This is a genomic window from Raoultibacter timonensis, from assembly GCF_900240215.1.
GTDB lineage: Bacteria > Actinomycetota > Coriobacteriia > Coriobacteriales > Eggerthellaceae > Raoultibacter > Raoultibacter timonensis.
Genome location: NZ_LT964679.1, coordinates 482,472 through 498,499 on the forward strand (window position 1 = coordinate 482,472; position 16,028 = coordinate 498,499).

A 16,028-nucleotide genomic window follows, 5' to 3' on the forward strand; every position below is an offset into this window, starting at 1 on the left:
CGCACCCCGCACCCCGCACGCACCCGCACCCCGCACCCCGCACACACCCGCGCCTCCCGCACGCACCCGCGCCTCCCACCTCGCACCCTGCACCCGCACCCACCTTCTCCCACCCGCCGCACCTACCCGCGCACCGTTGCCCGTCCTGCCCGCCTGCGGTCGCATCGGGTAAGGGATCCCTGCCGTTCGCGGTGCTGTTCGGGTCGCTTCCATCCACGTTTTGCGCACATCTTCAGGTTGCCTCAAGCGCGCGTTTCGGATTCGTTACCCACGTCTTCCCACTTTGTCCCCACCTACATCTGGTATCCGGGAGCAACCGTGATGCTACATGTGGCGTGACTCCTGCACCCACGGTGCCGGAGGCGGTGTAAAGCGGTGTGCCTAGGGGGTCTGATTAGGGAGATATTCCCGTATTTTGTTGCGAAGTGGGGCAAAGTGGGATAGAATACCACCCATCGGAAAACACGCGAGCGAAAGGCAAGGAGGATACATGACGGATCTCGTTGGCGAGTTTCGGCACAAGCTGGACGCCAAAGGCCGTCTGTCACTCCCTTCTGACTTTCGCAAAGTGCTACCGATGAACTTGAAGATCACGCTCTCTCCGAAGAACGACAGCTTGTACGTGTTCGATTCAGACGGCTTCAGCGCGTGGGTGGCATCTCTTTTCAACAAAGACGGGGGATTCCAGCCGAGCAACTCCAAGCATGTGAACATGCGCAAGGTGCTCAACTCGCGTGCGAAAAACGTCGAGCTCGACGCCTCCGGCCGGATCGGCATCTCCGCCGATCTGCGCAACGCCGCAGGCCTTGGCAAGGACGTCGTTTTGGTGGGGGATACTGACCACTTCGAGATTTGGGACGCAAAGCGTTGGGACGACTTCTGCAACAGCGTGGATCTTTCTTCGCTGTTCGACGAAGACTAGTTTTCAGACGTGAGCGCTATGACAAACGAATATCGGCATACACCGGTCCTGCTCGCCGAGTGCCTCGAATACTTACACCTTAAAACACAGCACATATTCGTGGACGCAACGCTCGGCGGTGCAGGGCATTCACTCGAAGCAGCCCGTTTGCTCGGGCCGGATTCGACCCTGATCGGCATCGATCAGGATGCGGTGGCGAGAGCCGCTGCGGGGAAGCGCCTCAGGGCACTTCCCGACGACATCCGGCCGAACATCGAGTTATTGGCGGGAAACTTCGGCGATATGGATGAGCTCCTCGTATCTGCGGAGATACCGGGGGTCGATGCGTTCCTCTTCGACCTCGGCGTATCTTCGGTGCAGATCGACACGCCTTCTCGTGGCTTCTCCTTCAAGGAGGACGGCCCACTTGATATGCGGATGAATCCGGGTAACGACACTCTAAACGCAGCAGAGATCGTCAACACCTACAACGCAGCAGATCTCACTCGGATCATCCGTAGCTACTCAGACGAGAAGTGGGCGAGTCGCATTGCGGAGTTCATCGTAAAGGCGCGCCAGGACGCAAGGATCGAAACGAGCGCACAGCTCGTCGAGATCATCAAGGCCGCCATTCCGGCTTCGGCCAGGCGCGCTGGAGGCCATCCGGCGAAACGCACGTTCCAGGCGCTGCGCATCGAGGTCAACTCCGAGTTGTCCGTGCTGCGCGAGGGCCTTGAGGCGGCGGTTCGTTGGTTGAATCCGGGAGGTCGGCTGGTCGTCATCAGCTACCATTCGCTCGAAGACCGCATCGTGAAGGATGTCATCGCGAGCTATGCGAACCGATGCACCTGCCCCCCAGACCTTCCGGTCTGCGTGTGCGGGAAAAAGCCGATACTCAAATCCGTCACGCGCAAGCCCGTTTTGCCGACCGAAGAAGAAGTCGAGCGCAACCCGCGCGCACGAAGCGCCAAGCTGAGGGTCGCCGAGAAGCTCTAGATCCGTGCCGGATCAGCCGATCGAGCGGTACCGCCCTCAAACTCGGGCTTGAGAGTCGCCTCGACGAACAATGGAAAAGAGAAGCATCAGACCACCTGAAACACAGCTGAAACGGAAGGAGGAGTGGTTATGGGCGCAGCTCCTGCATACCGGTATCCCGAGCGGATGCCCGAACGATCTCCGAAAGTCCGTGTTGTTCCAGGGGGGAGGCCCCAGAGCCGCCCCGATTCGATCCCGTCGTCGGTCATTTTTCTCGCCAAGGTGCTCGCCGCCGTTCTCGTCGTGTTCGCTTTGCTGGGCTTCGTCCGCATCGGCCTCGCGTCGGCTACGGTTACGACGGCCTTGTCCGCCGATGAGCTTTCGACCAATATAGATTCCGCGCGCTCCGAGGGCAACGAGCTCGAAGTGCGTCAAAGCTACCTTTCCAATCCCGCGAACGTCAAACAGGAGGCGGCTTCGAAGCTTGGCATGTCCGAGCCCGAGCAGACGCTTACCATAACGCTTGGAACAGATGTCGTTGCGACCGACGCGGACGGCAACCTCTCGCTCGCTTCGAGCGTCGAGGCCGCATCGGCCCAGGCGGCGGCAGCGCAAGGCTAGCCTTATGGCCGACAAGCGGGGACACAGGTCATCCGGCTCGCGCCGATCGGGTTCGGGCCGTACCGCACCGCGCAGTTCGAGCGCGAGCTTCATCGGCAGCGATGCGCTGGCGGACGGGTCGAACCGTGCGGCCGTCGCCATCGCGGTCTTTGCGGCAATCGCCCTCGTGTTCGTTGGTCGTCTCGTGTATCTGCAGGTCATCAAATCGAGCGAGTACTCGGCAATGGCCCAGGAATCCCGTACCGCCAACATCGAAACATCGCCACGCCGCGGCACCATCTACGATCGCAACGGCTACGTGCTCGCTACGAGCGTCGACGCGACGACCATCTATGCGAACCCCTACGAGGTCACCGATGCCAAAGGGGAGGCTAAGGAGCTCGCGGAGATACTCGGCGGCGAAGCGGCGGATTACGAGGCGCTGCTTACCAAGGACGACATCTCGTTCGTCTACATCAAACGCAAGGCCGACGTCGAGGTAGCCGATCGGGTGAAGGAGCTCAAGCTCGCCGGCATCTACTTTTTGTCCGATACGAAACGCGAGTACCCGTACGGCCAGATCGGCGGCCAGGTCATCGGTACCGTCAACATCGACGGGGAGGGCCTCACGGGTCTCGAGCTGCAGTACGACGATGTGCTTTCGGGCACGGGCGGCAAGCTCGTAGTGGAGCGCGGTCGCGACGGCACGCCCATACCGGGCGGCGTCAAAGAGGAGGTTGCCGCAGTCGACGGGCAGGACATTATCATCTCGCTCGACATCAGCTTGCAGGAAAAGGTCGAAGAGAGCCTGACCCAAGGCGTCAAGGACGTCAACGGCGAAAGCGGCAACGCCATCGTCATGGATGCGGGCACTGGCGAGATATACGCCGCAGCATCGCTTCCTCTTTACGACCCGAACGATCTTTCGACCATCGTCGACGGATCCGAAACGCAGGCGAAATCGATCACGCAGATATTCGAGCCGGGTTCGATCTTCAAGACCGTATCGACTATGGCCATTCTCGAGAACGGCGTGATGGGCCCCGAAGACGAGATATTCTGTCCGGCGGTCATCGAGGCCGACGAATACCAGGTGTCGGATGCGCACGAGCGTGGCGACGAGACCATGACGTTGCGCCAGATCCTCGATAACTCCTCGAACGTCGGCATATCGCTGTCGGTCGAGAAGCTCGGATTCACGGAGCTGTACAACAAGATCGTCAAATACAACCTCAACGAGCTTACGGGCGTCGATTACCCGGGCGAGGGCTTGGGATCGCTTCTGCCTCGCGAGCAATGGGCTAAGATCACGGGCTACAACATCAGCTTCGGTCAGGGCGTTTCGGTTACGCCGTTGCAGATGGTGCGCTTCTACGGTGCGCTCATCAACGACGGCGTCGAGGTGACGCCCCATTTTCTTGTCGAAAAGCCCCTGTCCGACGAGACGCCTGCTTACGCCACCGAGGACGTCGTCGACAACAAGGAAGCCATCCCCACCATCACGAGCATGCTCGAGACCGTGGTCTCGTCGGGTACGGGCACCGGGGCGCAGATCGAGGGGTACCGTGTTGCCGGCAAGACCTCGACGGCCGAGATCGCCGAGGAGGGCGTGTACAAGAAGGACGTCTACAACCTGTGCTTTACGGGCTTTCTGCCCGATTCGAGTTCTCAATTGGTTTGTTTTGTGGGCGCAAACGAGGTTCCAGGAGGCGGAAACGTCAGCTCGGTTTTTAAGGATATAATGGCTTTTGCGATTGACCGCTACAAGATAATGCCGAACTAGAGGGAACGTCATGGGTAAGACTTGCAAAGAGCTGTTCGCAGGGATCGACTGCACCATCATCGGAAACGAAAACGAGATGGTCGAGGGAATCGCCTACCGGAGCGATCGGGTCGGCTCCCACGATGCCTTTTTCTGCATCGTCGGCCTCGTGACCGACGGGCACTCGTTCGCCCAGGATGCGATCGACCATGGGGCGAAGGTGCTTGTCGTCGAGCGCAAGGTGTACCTTGCCGACGCGACCGACATCACCGAGGTCGTAGTGAAGGATACCCGCAAGGCCATGGCGGCTGCATCGGCGAACTTCTACGACCATCCGTCGAAGAGCCTGTCGCTCGTGGGTATCACCGGCACGAACGGCAAGACTACGACGACCTATCTCGTCGAGCACATTGCGCACGTTGCCGGCAGGCGAACGGGCGTCATCGGCACGGTGGGCGTGCATATCGGCCAGAAGCTCGAGAAGAGCGAGCACACGACGCCCGAGTCGCCCGATCTGCAGCGGTTGTTCGCGCGCATGCGCGACGAGCGCGTCGATGTGGTGGCGATGGAGGTGAGTTCGCACGCGCTCGACCTCGAACGCACCTGGGGCACCAAGTTCGCCGTGACGGCGTTCTCGAACCTCACGCAGGACCACCTCGACTACCACAAGACGTTCGAGGCCTACTTCGAGGCGAAGGCGCGCCTGTTCTCGCGCGACTATCCCGCCAAGCGCGTCATCTGCATCGACGACAAATACGGCAAAGAGCTGCTGCGTCGCTGCTCGGTTGCCGAAGACAGCGTCATTACGACGGGGTTCGATCCGTCGGCTCAGATCAGACCCGTCTCGGTAACCTACGAGACCACCCATACCTCCATCGTGCTCGACGTTCGGGGGACCAAATACGCCTTCGATTACCCGCTCGTCGGCAAATTCAACGTCGAGAACATCATGTGCGCGTTCGGCATCGGCATCCAGCTGGGCTACCCGGCTGCTGCGATCGTCGAGGCGCTCTCCGAGGCCCCGCAGATCCCCGGCCGCTTGCAGCGCGTCAACGGCGCAGGCGAGGATTTGGATATATCCGTATACGTGGATTACGCCCATACGCCCGACGCCCTCGAGAAGGCCATCGCTTCGATCAAAGCGCTCACGAAAGGTCGCACGCTCGTGGTGTTCGGTTGCGGCGGCGACCGCGATTCGAGCAAGCGACCCATCATGGGCCGCGCGGCCCTTACCGCCGATTTCGCCGTGGTGACGTCCGATAACCCGCGTCACGAAGATCCGATCGCCATCATCGACGACATCCTTCCGGGTATGACGGCCGGCGCCGATCGCTACGAGGTCGAATCGGATCGCAGGCGCGCCATCGCGCGGGCGATCGGGTTGGCCCGTCCGGGCGATTCGATCCTCATCGCGGGCAAGGGGCACGAGGATTACCAATTGGTGGGCGACGAGGTCCTTTCATTCGACGACCGCATCGTTGCGGCCGAAGAACTCGACCGGGCTTCGAGCTAGGCGGACGCTGAAACATGCGGCTCAACTCCAAACAAATCTGCGAATACACCGGCGGGCGCGTGCTCGTCGAGCCGATCGATGCGAGCAAACTCGCATGCGGAATAACCTGGGATTCACGCACGGTCGAGCTCGACGACCTGTACGTGGCGCTTCCCGGAGAAAAGGTCGACGGACACGATTTCGTGGCCGCAGCGCTCAGGGCCGGTGCGGCTGCGGTGCTCGTGCAGGAGGCGCCCGACGAGGCGACCCGCCTGCTCGCGAGCGAAATGGGTGCAGCGGTGATCGAGGTCAGCAGCACGTTTGCCGCAGTCACCGATCTCGCGCGCGCATGGCGGGGCTATCTGCGCGGCCACATCGTGGGCCTGACGGGATCGACGGGCAAGACCACCACGAAGAACCTCGTGCGCGACGTGGTCGCCGCTTCGTTCTCGGTCGCCGCCACCCAAGGCAACCAGAACAACGAGCTCGGCGTGCCCAAAACGCTGCTATCCGCCGACCCCGAAACCGAGGTCGTGGTCGTGGAGATGGGCATGCGCGGCCTTGGCCAGATAGCCGAGCTCTGCGAGTTCGTGAAGCCCGACATGGGCCTTATCACCAACATCGGCGAAAGCCACATCGAACTTCTGGGCAGCCGCGAGAACATCGCCCGCGCCAAAGCCGAGCTGATCGAGGCGCTTCCGTCGGGAACGGGATGCGCGTTTCTCAACGCGAGCGACGAGTTCACTCCGTTCGTGCTCGAATGCGCTGAAGCGCAAGCCCGCTCGCTCGGGGTCTGGCGCTACGACGGTTCCGCGGCGGAAGCGGATGAGACGGCCGACGCCTATGCGACCGACGTACGCCTTGACGATGAGGGAAGACCGCGTTTTACGCTGCACGTTGCCGGCGAAGAGGCGGCGTGCGAACTCAACCTGCGCGGGCTGCACAACGTGCACAATGCGTGCGCTGCAGCGAGCGTGGGCGCGCGTCTCGGCATGGATGCGGCAACGATCGCTTCGGCGCTTGCTGCGGCTCAGCCTGAGGCGGGCAGGCAGCACGTGATCAGAGCACGGGCCGGCTTCACCATCGTTGACGATGCGTACAACGCCAATCCCGATTCGATGCGGGCGTCGCTTGCGATGTTCTCTTCTCTGGCTACGTCGGGAAAACGTGTCGCCGTTTTGGGCGATATGGGCGAACTCGGCGATTACGCCGTAGCCTGCCACGAAGGCGTCGGCCGCGCCGCCGCCGCTTCGGGGCTTGATTACCTTGTGTGCATCGGCGAGCTTTCCGCCCACATCGCGCGTGCTGCGCGTGAGGCGGGCATGGACGCCGATACCGTATTCGAAACCGATTCCATACCCGGCGTGCTCGGGGAGTTGGACAACCTGCTCGAGCCGGGAGACACGGTGCTTGTCAAAGCGTCGCACTTCATGGGTCTCGAGCGCGTTGTCGGGGGGCTTGTGAACTGATATGTTTTCGATTTTCGCACAATATCCGACGTTTCTCGTGTTCCTCGCGATCGTGATCGCGATCGTGGTGACCATCGTGCTCATGCCCGTATGGATCCGCTTTCTCAAGTCGAGTCATATCGGCCAGCAGGTGCGCGCTGACGGGCCTGAAAGCCATCTGGTGAAGCAGGGCACGCCCACTATGGGCGGCGTCATCATGCTCGTGGCGGTTGTCGTGGCGGCCATTCTCGTGGGCAAGCCCACGCCCGAAACCTACGTGCTTTTGGGGGCCACCGTTCTCGCCGGCTTTTTGGGGCTCGTCGACGATGGCTCGAAGGTCGTGAAGGAGCGCTCGCTCGGCCTTACGCCCAAGGCGAAGCTCGTCGGCCAATTCGCTATCGCAACGGCGTTCTGCCTCGTGGCGGTTAACCTGCTCGGCGTGGCGCCGACGGTCGAGATCCCGTTTGTCTACACGTTCGATTTCGGCATCCTCACCACGGTTCTGCCCATCGGCGACGGGATAGCGATCCCGTGGCTCTATGTCATATTCGTGAACATCCTGCTCGTGGGCATGTGCAACGCGGTGAATCTCACCGACGGTCTGGACGGTCTCGCATCGGGTACCGTCATGATCGTCATGATCGTCATGGCCGCCATCGCGTACCGCTCCGATCTGCTCGAACCCGCCATCTTCGCTGCAGCGCTCGCCGGCGCCTGCATCGGCTTTCTGTGGTTCAACTCTCATCCGGCCGACATCTTCATGGGCGACACCGGATCGCTCGCGCTCGGCATGGCGCTCGGCTGCTTGGCCGTGGTGACCAAGACCGAATTCGTTTCGCTCATCATCGGCGGCCTGTTCGTCGCCGAGGCCGTATCGGTTATGATCCAGGTCTTCTACTACAAGAAGACCAAGAAGCGCTTCTTCCTCATGGCTCCCTTGCACCACCATTTTGAGAAGAAGGGGTGGAGCGAAACCAAGGTGGTCGTGCGGTTCTGGATCATCTCGGGCGTGCTCGCCGCGTTCGGCTTCTCCATCTACTTCGCCCAATCGCTTGTGGGGGTGATCTAGGATGGACGAACCCGTGCAGACAGATCCGGCCAAGAAGCACGCCCCGACTTCTCTCGGGCGCGTGCTCGTTTTGGGGCTCGGAAAAAGCGGAAGGGCCGCAACGGCCTATCTGAGCGCGCTTATCGGCGACCGCGTCGAGAGCGTGACGGTTGCCGCGGGGGATAAGACCGATGCTGCGCTCGCGTTCGCCGAATCCGCGCAGGCCGCTGGCGCGCGCGTATTGTTCGACCATCGCGAGATCGAAGGGGCGTACGATGTGTGCGTGGCGTCTCCGGGCATCTCCCAGTTCTCCGATTTCTACCGTTGTGCCGCGAAAGCCTCGACCGAGATCATCAGCGAAGTGGAACTCGCCTGGCGCGAGAGCCCGGCCGACTCCCGCTGGGTGGCGGTAACGGGCACGAACGGCAAGACGACCACGACGGCGCTGATCGCGCACGTGCTCGATTGCGCGAACGTCGCCGCCAAGGCGGTCGGCAACATCGGCGATACGTGTTTGGAGGCGGTCGCGGCCGGGGGAACCGATGGGTTCGTTGCCGAGACCTCGTCGTACCAGTTGGCTTCGACCTCGCTCTTCGCGCCCGAGGTGGCCGTGGTGCTCAACATCACGCCCGATCACTTGAGCTGGCATCGGTCGTTTGAGAACTACCGGGATGCGAAATTCAAAGTGCTCGACAACCTTTCTGCGGTCGATGGGGCCGTGGCCGTGTTCGATGCGACCGATGCGGTGGTGCGCGAGAAGGTCAAGCAGGTACGCGCCCTCNGGTTCGCCGATGTGCGGCCCGACGTTGTGGTGGGCTTCGGGGGCTACGTTTCGATTCCCGTGGGCCGCGCCGCCGAAATCATGAACATCCCCGTGGTGGTCCATGAGCAGAACTCGGTCATGGGCATGGCGAACAAGTACCTCGGCAAGCGCGCGAAGGCCGTCGCGCTCACCTACGAGGTGGCCGGATCCGCGCTCGACGATATGTCGAAGGTGGTCGTGACGGGCAATCCCGTGCGCTCCTCGGTGCTTGCTGCGAAACGCGAAGACGGCCGCGCCATGCTCGGCATTCCCGGCGATGCGCTCATGCTGCTCGTGTTCGGTGGCAGCCTCGGCGCGCGCCATATCAACACGGCGGTCTGCGCGCTCAAGCAACGGCTGCTTGCGGTCGATGATCTCTTTATCGTGCAGGTGACGGGACCGAAGGAACTCGAAGCGGTCGAGGCCGATCTCGCCTTGACCGATGAGGAGAAAAGACGTTGGAAGCTTTTCGGCTACCAGGATCGCATGGGAGAGACGCTCGCTGCGTGCGATATGGTGGTGTCGCGTGCGGGAGCGACCTCGCTCGCCGAGATATCGGCGCTCCACATCCCCGCCATGCTCGTGCCGTTCCCCTTTGCTACCGAAGACCACCAGACCACGAATGCGAAGGCGTACGTTCAGAGCGGTGCCGCCTACATGATGCCCGACGATCAGGTCGAGGGCGACCGGTTCGCCGAGCTTCTGTTCTCGATGGTCGGGGATGCGGCGGTGCGCGATCGGATGCGCGAAGCATCGAAGGCGTTTAAGACGAAGGACGCAGCATCGAGATTGGCAGATGTTGTGATCGCGGCAGCCGAAGGGCGCTAGCGGCGATACAATGCCAGCGGCGGGATTGCAGCTTCGCGAATGCGCAGAGATGCGCGAGCGCAGGGTTCAGCAGACGAAAGGTACACCGAAACTACCATGACAGATAATCGCATCGAATCAGTTCACTTCATAGGGATCGGCGGCGTCGGCATGAGCGGCATCGCACGGGTCGCCCACGACCAGGGCATGCGGGTGACCGGATCCGACCTCAAGGAGAGCCGCTACACCAAGCAGCTCAAGGAGGCCGGAATCGACGTATACATCGGCCATAGCGCCGACAACATCCCCGAAAGCGATCCCGACGTCGTGGTCGTATCGACGGCCATTCTCGACAACAACCCCGAGTACACGGCGGCGCGGGAGCGCGAGCTGCCCATCTGGCACCGCGCGAAGATGCTCGCCGAGCTCGGCCGCGGCAAGCTGACGCTCGCGGTTGCGGGCACCCATGGCAAGACGACGACGTCTTCGATGCTCGCGAGCACGCTCGATGCGATGGGAGAGGATCCGAGCTTTCTCATCGGAGGCATCGTGCGCGCCTATTCTACGAACGCCCACTCGGGAGACGGCCCGTACTACGTCGTCGAAGCGGACGAGAGCGACAAATCGTTCACCTACCTCGATCCCAAGGCGGTGCTCGTCACCAACATCGAGGCGGATCATCTCGATCACTACAGCGGCATCGAGGAAATCNGGGCTCAAAACACACCATCAACCTACCCGAACAAGCCCGCATCATCACCACGATCGGCGGGGTCTGTGCCTTCGCATATCCAAGGCCCCCGTATCCTGCTGCTGCTCTCGGTGTTCGCGCTGCTCCTGCTCGGGCTCGTCATGGTGTACTCGGCCGGTTCCATCGAGGCGATCAGCGAAGGAAGCTCTCCGGCAGCTTATTTCACCAAGCAGATCGGCTTCGCCGTCATCGGGTGCGTCGGCGCGTTCGTGCTCTGGAAGTTCATCCCGTACCACGTATGGTCGGGCAGGCTTCTGTGGCTCGCGTGGATCGTCGCCGTGCTGCTCTTGCTGTTCACTGCCGTCATGGGAACGGTGGGACTCGGCGCGCAACGTTGGCTCTACATCGGGACGATCGGCATCCAGCCCTCCGAGTTCGCCAAGATCGTGTTCGTGCTCATGATGGCGCGCATCCTCTTCGATTTCCGCAACGGCGATATCGATGTGAGAAGCCTGTTCGTGCAGGTGGCGCTTCTTATCGTTGTTCCTCTTTTCATCATCTACCGCACGCAATCGGACCTCGGCACCACGATCATCTGCTTCGTCGGCATTCTCATGGTGCTCTGGATCGGGGAGGTGCCTCTCAAGTACATCTTGCTGCTCGTGCTCGGCGGCCTCGCCTTCGCGGCGCTCGCTTCGATGGTGGGATACCGCCAGGATCGCTTCGTGTTCTTGAACCCGTGGGACGACGGTGAGGGCGGCTACGGCAACGGATACCAGCTCATCCATTCGTTCTATGCGTTCGCCGAGGGGGGCTTGTTCGGGGTGGGACTCGGCAACTCGCGCGAGAAGTTCCTCTATCTGCCCGAAGCCGAAACCGACTTCATCTACGCGATCATCGGCGAGGAGCTCGGGCTGATCGGAGCGCTTGCCGTGCTCGCGTTGTTCTTGCTGTTCCTGTACGCAGGCATCCGCGTTGCCCGCTCGGCACCCGATAACTTCGGTGCGATGATCGCGGGCTCGTTCACGATCATGATCGTGTTCCAGGCGTTTCTCAACATCGGCTGCGTGTTGGGCATGCTTCCCACGACGGGCAAGCCGCTTCCGTTCATCTCGTCGGGCGGCTCGTCTTTGATCGCCTGTTTGTTCATGGTCGGCTTCATCCTGTCGGTGTCTCAGCATTCGGATGTGCCGAGCGTCTACGAGCAGAGGCGGCAGGATCTGCGGATCGTTCGCTCGACGTCGTCGCGCGGTTCGTCTCCGTCGCGCAGCGGGGCCTCGTCGGGCAGCGGCGCTTCGCGCCGCGGACGTTCGGGTCCTTCGAATTCGCGCGGCAGATCAGATTCGAGTAGGAACAGGGCGAGGAGGTAGACCATGGTCATCGTGTTATCAGGCGGGGGAACCGCAGGGCATATCAATCCGGCGCTGGCAGTGGCCGAGGTGCTCGAATCGCGCGGGCACACCGTGCTCTTCGCCGGTACGCCGCAGGGCGTCGAAGCGCGTCTCGTGCGCGAGGCGGGCATCCCGTTCACCGCGTTCGAAGCGGCCGGCTTCGATCGCAGCCGTCCGGCGAGCATCGTCTCCGCCGTGGCAAAGATACTCAAGAGCACGCGCGACGCGAAGCGCTGGTTCGCCGATGTGCGGCCCGACGTTGTGGTGGGCTTCGGGGGCTACGTTTCGATTCCCGTGGGCCGCGCCGCCGAAATCATGAACATCCCCGTGGTGGTCCATGAGCAGAACTCGGTCATGGGCATGGCGAACAAGTACCTCGGCAAGCGCGCGAAGGCCGTCGCGCTCACCTACGAGGTGGCCGGATCCGCGCTCGACGATATGTCGAAGGTGGTCGTGACGGGCAATCCCGTGCGCTCCTCGGTGCTTGCTGCGAAACGCGAAGACGGCCGCGCCATGCTCGGCATTCCCGGCGATGCGCTCATGCTGCTCGTGTTCGGTGGCAGCCTCGGCGCGCGCCATATCAACACGGCGGTCTGCGCGCTCAAGCAACGGCTGCTTGCGGTCGATGATCTCTTTATCGTGCAGGTGACGGGACNAACTCCAACCTGTTCACCGTCACGAACGTGACCGTTACCGGCGTCGAGCACCTGACTGCGACCGAAATGACCGAACTCGCATCGGTTCCTGCGGGAACGACGCTGCTGCGCGTCGACGCGGGCGGCATCAAGGAGCGATTGCTCGCCGATGCATGGGTGCTGGACGCTTCGGTGAACCGCATATTCCCCGATACGCTCGAACTCGCCATCACCGAACGAACCATCGCGGCGGTGGTGAGCGTGCCCATCGACAGCGCGCAGACGACCGAAGACTGGGCGATCGCCTCGGACGGGACATGGCTCATGGCCATTCCCGCAAAGGGGTCGGAAGCTTCCAAGACCATCAGCCAGAAGGTGTACGAGGATGCCGAGAACGTGCTCCATATTTCGGATGTGCCGCTCGGCGTGTCGCCCGAGGTGGGTGCGCACTGCACCGACGCCAACGTCAACAACGCGCTCGACATCGTAAGCGGGCTGACGACCGAGCTTGCCGATCAGGTGAAGTCGGTGAAGGCGACCGAGACATCCTCCACGGTGCTCACGCTCGAAAACGGCATCGAGATCTCGTTCGGCGAAGCCGGCACGACCGAGGAGATACGCAACAAGGAGCGGGTCATCCTGCAGCTTATGGAGGAAAACCCCGGCACGATCGCCTACATCAACGTGCGCGTGGTGGACCGCCCCACGTGGCGTTCGCTGTAGGGCGGAACGCGGGTGCTGCTCCCAGGCCCGCGCAAGCGCGGCCGTCGGCGCTTCCTGTTGGCGCGAGGGTCCATGCGCGCCTCGGCCCGCTCCGCGTTTCGCCTCGGCTTCGCTGCGGTCGTAGGCGAAGGTGCCCGTTTCGGTAGGCTTTCGCCCCTTCAGCGCTCGCACCTGCGCCGTTGCGCCGTCGTGTGACGAATTACCGTTTTTTGACGTATCTGTTGTTTCACCGTGCTGTAATTTGCAATTGCAGTATCATCGTGTACAATAACGCCACGTTCTAAAACGTACGTATACGCAGGAAAACGCAGCATTTGAAAACGCAGCATATGTGGGGAGTATAGGATGCCAAACATAACAGGTCCCGAGCATTTGGCGGTCATCAAGGTAGTTGGTGTTGGTGGCGGCGGCACGAATGCAGTCAATCGCATGGTCGAGGCTGGCATTAAGGGCGTTGAGCTCATTGCCGTGAACACCGACCGACAGGCCTTGCTCATGTCCGATGCCGATAAGACGATCCATATCGGCGAAGAGCTCACCCGTGGCCTGGGTGCGGGCGCGAACCCCGAAGTCGGTTGCCAGGCAGCAGAAGAGAGCCGTGCGGAGATCCGCGAAGCGCTCGCCGAAGCCGACATGGTGTTCGTCACCGCCGGCGAAGGCGGCGGAACCGGTACCGGTGCCGCTCCCATCGTAGCTGAGATCGCGCGTGAGGAAATCGGCGCGCTCACCGTGGGCATCGTTACGAAGCCCTTTTCGTTCGAAGGACGTCTGCGCCGCAACCAGGCGGAGCAGGGCATCGATCTTCTATCTCAGAAAGTCGACACGCTCATCGTCATCCCGAACGACCGCCTGCTCGAGATCGTCGAGAAGAAGACCACCATGCTCGACGCGTTCCGCATCGCCGACGACACGCTGCGCCAGGGCATCCAGGGCGTCACCGACCTCATCACCATTCCCGGTCTCATCAACCTCGACTTCGCGGACATCCGCACGGTTATGAAAGATGCGGGCACCGCGCTCATGGGCATCGGCCGCTCTTCGGGCGAGAGCCGCGCGCTCGACGCCGCGCAGCAGGCTACGAACTCCAAGCTGCTCGAATCCTCGATCTCGGGCGCCTCGCGCGTCCTGTTCTCCATCGCCGGCGGCCCCGACCTCACCCTCACTGAGGTCGACGAAGCGGCCCGCACGGTCGAATCCTGCGCCGACGAGAGCGCGAACATCATCTACGGCCAGATCATCGACGAGTCGCTCGGCGACGAAGTGCGCATCACCGTCATTGCAACGGGCTTCAAGCAGGGCGCATCGCAATCTTCGATGGATTTTTCGCGTAAGGATCTGTTCGCTTCGACGACGCAATCCGCTCCCGAGCCGGTGCAGCAGCCTGCGTCCGTCAATTTCTCGAACACGCCGAACGGCCGCTTCGCCGACGAGGACTATATCCCGGACTTCCTGAAGCGCCAGCGCTAAGCCGCATAAGCTGTTTCACGTATCATGGAAACGACCCTTGAGTTGCCATTGCCGCATCTGACCAAGGGTCGTTTTGCGTCTCTTGAGGTTATCACCGACGAAGCGCTGTTCGAGTGCACCGGCGTGCGCATCGCATTCACCGAACGCGCGGGGGGCGCAAGCGAGGGGCCCTTCGCTTCGCTCAACCTCGGCGACCATGTAGGCGACGATCCCGTGCGCGTTGCGCGCAACCGCGCGATCGTGGCCGAGGCGTTCGNGTCGGCTACGACAACCGCTACGTGCTGCCGCTTTCGGCGGCTGCGGGCGCCGCGTTCGTGGTGTTCTGCGATCTCTGCTCTCGGGTGCTGTTCGCGCCTTACGAGGTGCCCGTCGGCATCCTCATGGCGTTTCTGGGCGGACCCTTCTTCATCTACCTCATCCTCAAGAACCGAAAAGGAGGACTCGATGACCGCGGTTGAGATACAGGGCGTATCGTTCTCGTACGGCAAGATGCCGTTCATCGAGGATCTTTCCGCCTCCTTTGCGGCGGGCGCGGTCACGAGCATCGTCGGGCCGAACGGGTGCGGGAAGTCGACGCTCGTGAAGCTCATCGACGGATTGTACCGCCCGCAGGCGGGGCGCGTGCTTATCGGGGGCAGGCCGACGCTTGCGATGCGGGGCNGACGAATGGATCGGATCGCGCATCGTATCGGTTACGACGCTTTCGACTTCATGCGGTCTCAAGCGCTATGCGGGCACCGATATCGCGTGGGGGTACCGCACATGTTCGCTTCCCGCCGACGAGATCGTGCTCGAATGCGAGCTTTCGGTGCAAAGTGCGCTGCCCTCGTTCATTCGTGGGAAAATGGAGGCCGCGCTTGCGAAGCGCAAGAAATCGCAGCCGCTCAACCAGCCTTCCTGCGGGAGCGTGTTCAAGAACCCCGAAGGGCATTCGGCGGGCGCGCTGATCGAGGAAGCGGGGCTCAAGGGCGTGCGCACAGGCGGCGCGCAGATTTCTGAAAAGCATGCGAACTTCATCGTGAACGTCGACAACGCGACGGCGCGCGATGTGATGGAGCTCATCGAGCTCGCACGTACCAAGGTGAAAGAAGCTTATGGCATCGAATTACAACCGGAAGTCCGCTTCCTCGGGTTCTCGTAGGAAGCCTGCGACGCGAAGCGGCGGGGCTTCGGCGTATTCGACGGGTCGCGGCGCTTCGCGGCAGCAGCCGAGAAGCCAGGCGACCCGCGGCCGCTCAAGCGCACCGCGCTCCCGTCAGGCGGGCGGCTACGGCGCGCCCCGGGGC

Annotated in this window: 14 protein-coding genes and 3 pseudogenes; all 17 read left to right on the plus strand. The window is 62.2% G+C overall.

The features are described 5' to 3' along the window. Positions 1 to 490: 490 nt before the first annotated feature. Positions 491 to 922, plus strand: coding sequence for a division/cell wall cluster transcriptional repressor MraZ (locus C1722_RS02025; RefSeq protein WP_102377777.1), 432 nt, complete (start codon positions 491 to 493; stop codon positions 920 to 922). An 18-nt stretch (positions 923 to 940) separates the two neighbouring features. After that, positions 941 to 1,897, plus strand: a complete 957-nt coding sequence (rsmH, locus tag C1722_RS02030; RefSeq protein ID WP_102377778.1) for a 16S rRNA (cytosine(1402)-N(4))-methyltransferase RsmH — start codon at positions 941 to 943, stop codon at positions 1,895 to 1,897. 129 nt (positions 1,898 to 2,026) lie between these two features. After that, positions 2,027 to 2,497 carry an FtsB/FtsL family cell division protein gene (locus C1722_RS02035; RefSeq protein ID WP_102377779.1) on the plus strand — a complete coding sequence of 157 codons (471 nt, stop codon included), beginning with the start codon at positions 2,027 to 2,029 and terminating at the stop codon, positions 2,495 to 2,497. A gap of 4 nt (positions 2,498 to 2,501) precedes the next feature. After that, positions 2,502 to 4,259 carry a peptidoglycan D,D-transpeptidase FtsI family protein gene (locus C1722_RS02040; RefSeq protein WP_102377780.1) on the plus strand — a complete coding sequence of 586 codons (1,758 nt, stop codon included), beginning with the start codon at positions 2,502 to 2,504 and terminating at the stop codon, positions 4,257 to 4,259. A gap of 10 nt (positions 4,260 to 4,269) precedes the next feature. Beyond that, a complete protein-coding gene (locus C1722_RS02045; protein ID WP_102377781.1) occupies positions 4,270 to 5,751 on the plus strand; it encodes a UDP-N-acetylmuramoyl-L-alanyl-D-glutamate--2,6-diaminopimelate ligase in 1,482 nt (493 codons plus the stop codon). Positions 5,752 to 5,765: 14 nt separating this feature from the next. Further along, on the plus strand, positions 5,766 to 7,199 hold the full coding sequence (locus C1722_RS02050) for a UDP-N-acetylmuramoyl-tripeptide--D-alanyl-D-alanine ligase (RefSeq protein WP_102377782.1): 1,434 nt from the start codon (positions 5,766 to 5,768) through the stop codon (positions 7,197 to 7,199). Between the two features lies 1 nt (position 7,200). Next, positions 7,201 to 8,247, plus strand: a complete 1,047-nt coding sequence (mraY, locus tag C1722_RS02055; protein WP_102377783.1) for a phospho-N-acetylmuramoyl-pentapeptide-transferase — start codon at positions 7,201 to 7,203, stop codon at positions 8,245 to 8,247. Between the two features lies 1 nt (position 8,248). Continuing rightward, entirely contained in the window at positions 8,249 to 9,856 is a 1,608-nt protein-coding gene (locus C1722_RS02060; RefSeq protein WP_102377784.1) for a glycosyltransferase, read from the plus strand. A gap of 96 nt (positions 9,857 to 9,952) precedes the next feature. Next, positions 9,953 to 10,546, plus strand: a pseudogene (locus C1722_RS17745) (Mur ligase domain-containing protein); the annotation flags it as partial. Next, on the plus strand, positions 10,544 to 11,896 hold the full coding sequence (locus C1722_RS17245; RefSeq protein WP_425319356.1) for an FtsW/RodA/SpoVE family cell cycle protein: 1,353 nt from the start codon (positions 10,544 to 10,546) through the stop codon (positions 11,894 to 11,896). The pseudogene C1722_RS17745 and the gene C1722_RS17245, both read left to right, overlap by 3 nt. A gap of 3 nt (positions 11,897 to 11,899) precedes the next feature. Continuing rightward, positions 11,900 to 12,604: a UDP-N-acetylglucosamine--N-acetylmuramyl-(pentapeptide) pyrophosphoryl-undecaprenol N-acetylglucosamine transferase gene (locus C1722_RS02075; protein WP_102377785.1), complete on the plus strand. Its 705-nt coding sequence runs from the start codon at positions 11,900 to 11,902 to the stop codon at positions 12,602 to 12,604. Further along, positions 12,601 to 13,275: a cell division protein FtsQ/DivIB gene (locus C1722_RS02080; RefSeq protein WP_244902409.1), complete on the plus strand. Its 675-nt coding sequence runs from the start codon at positions 12,601 to 12,603 to the stop codon at positions 13,273 to 13,275. The genes C1722_RS02075 and C1722_RS02080 overlap by 4 nt, the downstream gene beginning before the upstream one ends. A gap of 345 nt (positions 13,276 to 13,620) precedes the next feature. Continuing rightward, entirely contained in the window at positions 13,621 to 14,742 is a 1,122-nt protein-coding gene (ftsZ, locus tag C1722_RS02085; protein ID WP_102377786.1) for a cell division protein FtsZ, read from the plus strand. Positions 14,743 to 14,766: 24 nt separating this feature from the next. Beyond that, positions 14,767 to 14,952 (plus strand): annotated as a pseudogene (locus tag C1722_RS17750) (polyphenol oxidase family protein); the annotation flags it as partial. A 68-nt stretch (positions 14,953 to 15,020) separates the two neighbouring features. Further along, entirely contained in the window at positions 15,021 to 15,200 is a 180-nt protein-coding gene (locus C1722_RS17755) for an iron chelate uptake ABC transporter family permease subunit (RefSeq protein WP_244902410.1), read from the plus strand. A gap of 103 nt (positions 15,201 to 15,303) precedes the next feature. Next, a pseudogene (locus C1722_RS17760) lies at positions 15,304 to 15,372 on the plus strand (hypothetical protein); the annotation flags it as partial. 214 nt (positions 15,373 to 15,586) lie between these two features. Next, positions 15,587 to 15,883 (plus strand): hypothetical protein, encoded by a 297-nt coding sequence (locus tag C1722_RS17765; RefSeq protein WP_425319357.1) that lies wholly within the window; start codon positions 15,587 to 15,589, stop codon positions 15,881 to 15,883. The last annotated feature ends 145 nt before the right edge of the window (positions 15,884 to 16,028 follow it).

Coding starts and splice junctions, on each gene's coding strand:
- C1722_RS02050 (WP_102377782.1), top strand. CDS start 5,766: ATGCGGCTCAACTCCAAACAAATCTGCGAATACACCGGCGGGCGCGTG.
- ftsZ (WP_102377786.1), top strand. CDS start 13,621: ATGCCAAACATAACAGGTCCCGAGCATTTGGCGGTCATCAAGGTAGTT.
- C1722_RS17765 (WP_425319357.1), top strand. CDS start 15,587: ATGGAGGCCGCGCTTGCGAAGCGCAAGAAATCGCAGCCGCTCAACCAG.
- C1722_RS02025 (WP_102377777.1), top strand. CDS start 491: ATGACGGATCTCGTTGGCGAGTTTCGGCACAAGCTGGACGCCAAAGGC.
- C1722_RS02040 (WP_102377780.1), top strand. CDS start 2,502: ATGGCCGACAAGCGGGGACACAGGTCATCCGGCTCGCGCCGATCGGGT.
- C1722_RS02045 (WP_102377781.1), top strand. CDS start 4,270: ATGGGTAAGACTTGCAAAGAGCTGTTCGCAGGGATCGACTGCACCATC.
- mraY (WP_102377783.1), top strand. CDS start 7,201: ATGTTTTCGATTTTCGCACAATATCCGACGTTTCTCGTGTTCCTCGCG.
- C1722_RS02035 (WP_102377779.1), top strand. CDS start 2,027: ATGGGCGCAGCTCCTGCATACCGGTATCCCGAGCGGATGCCCGAACGA.
- rsmH (WP_102377778.1), top strand. CDS start 941: ATGACAAACGAATATCGGCATACACCGGTCCTGCTCGCCGAGTGCCTC.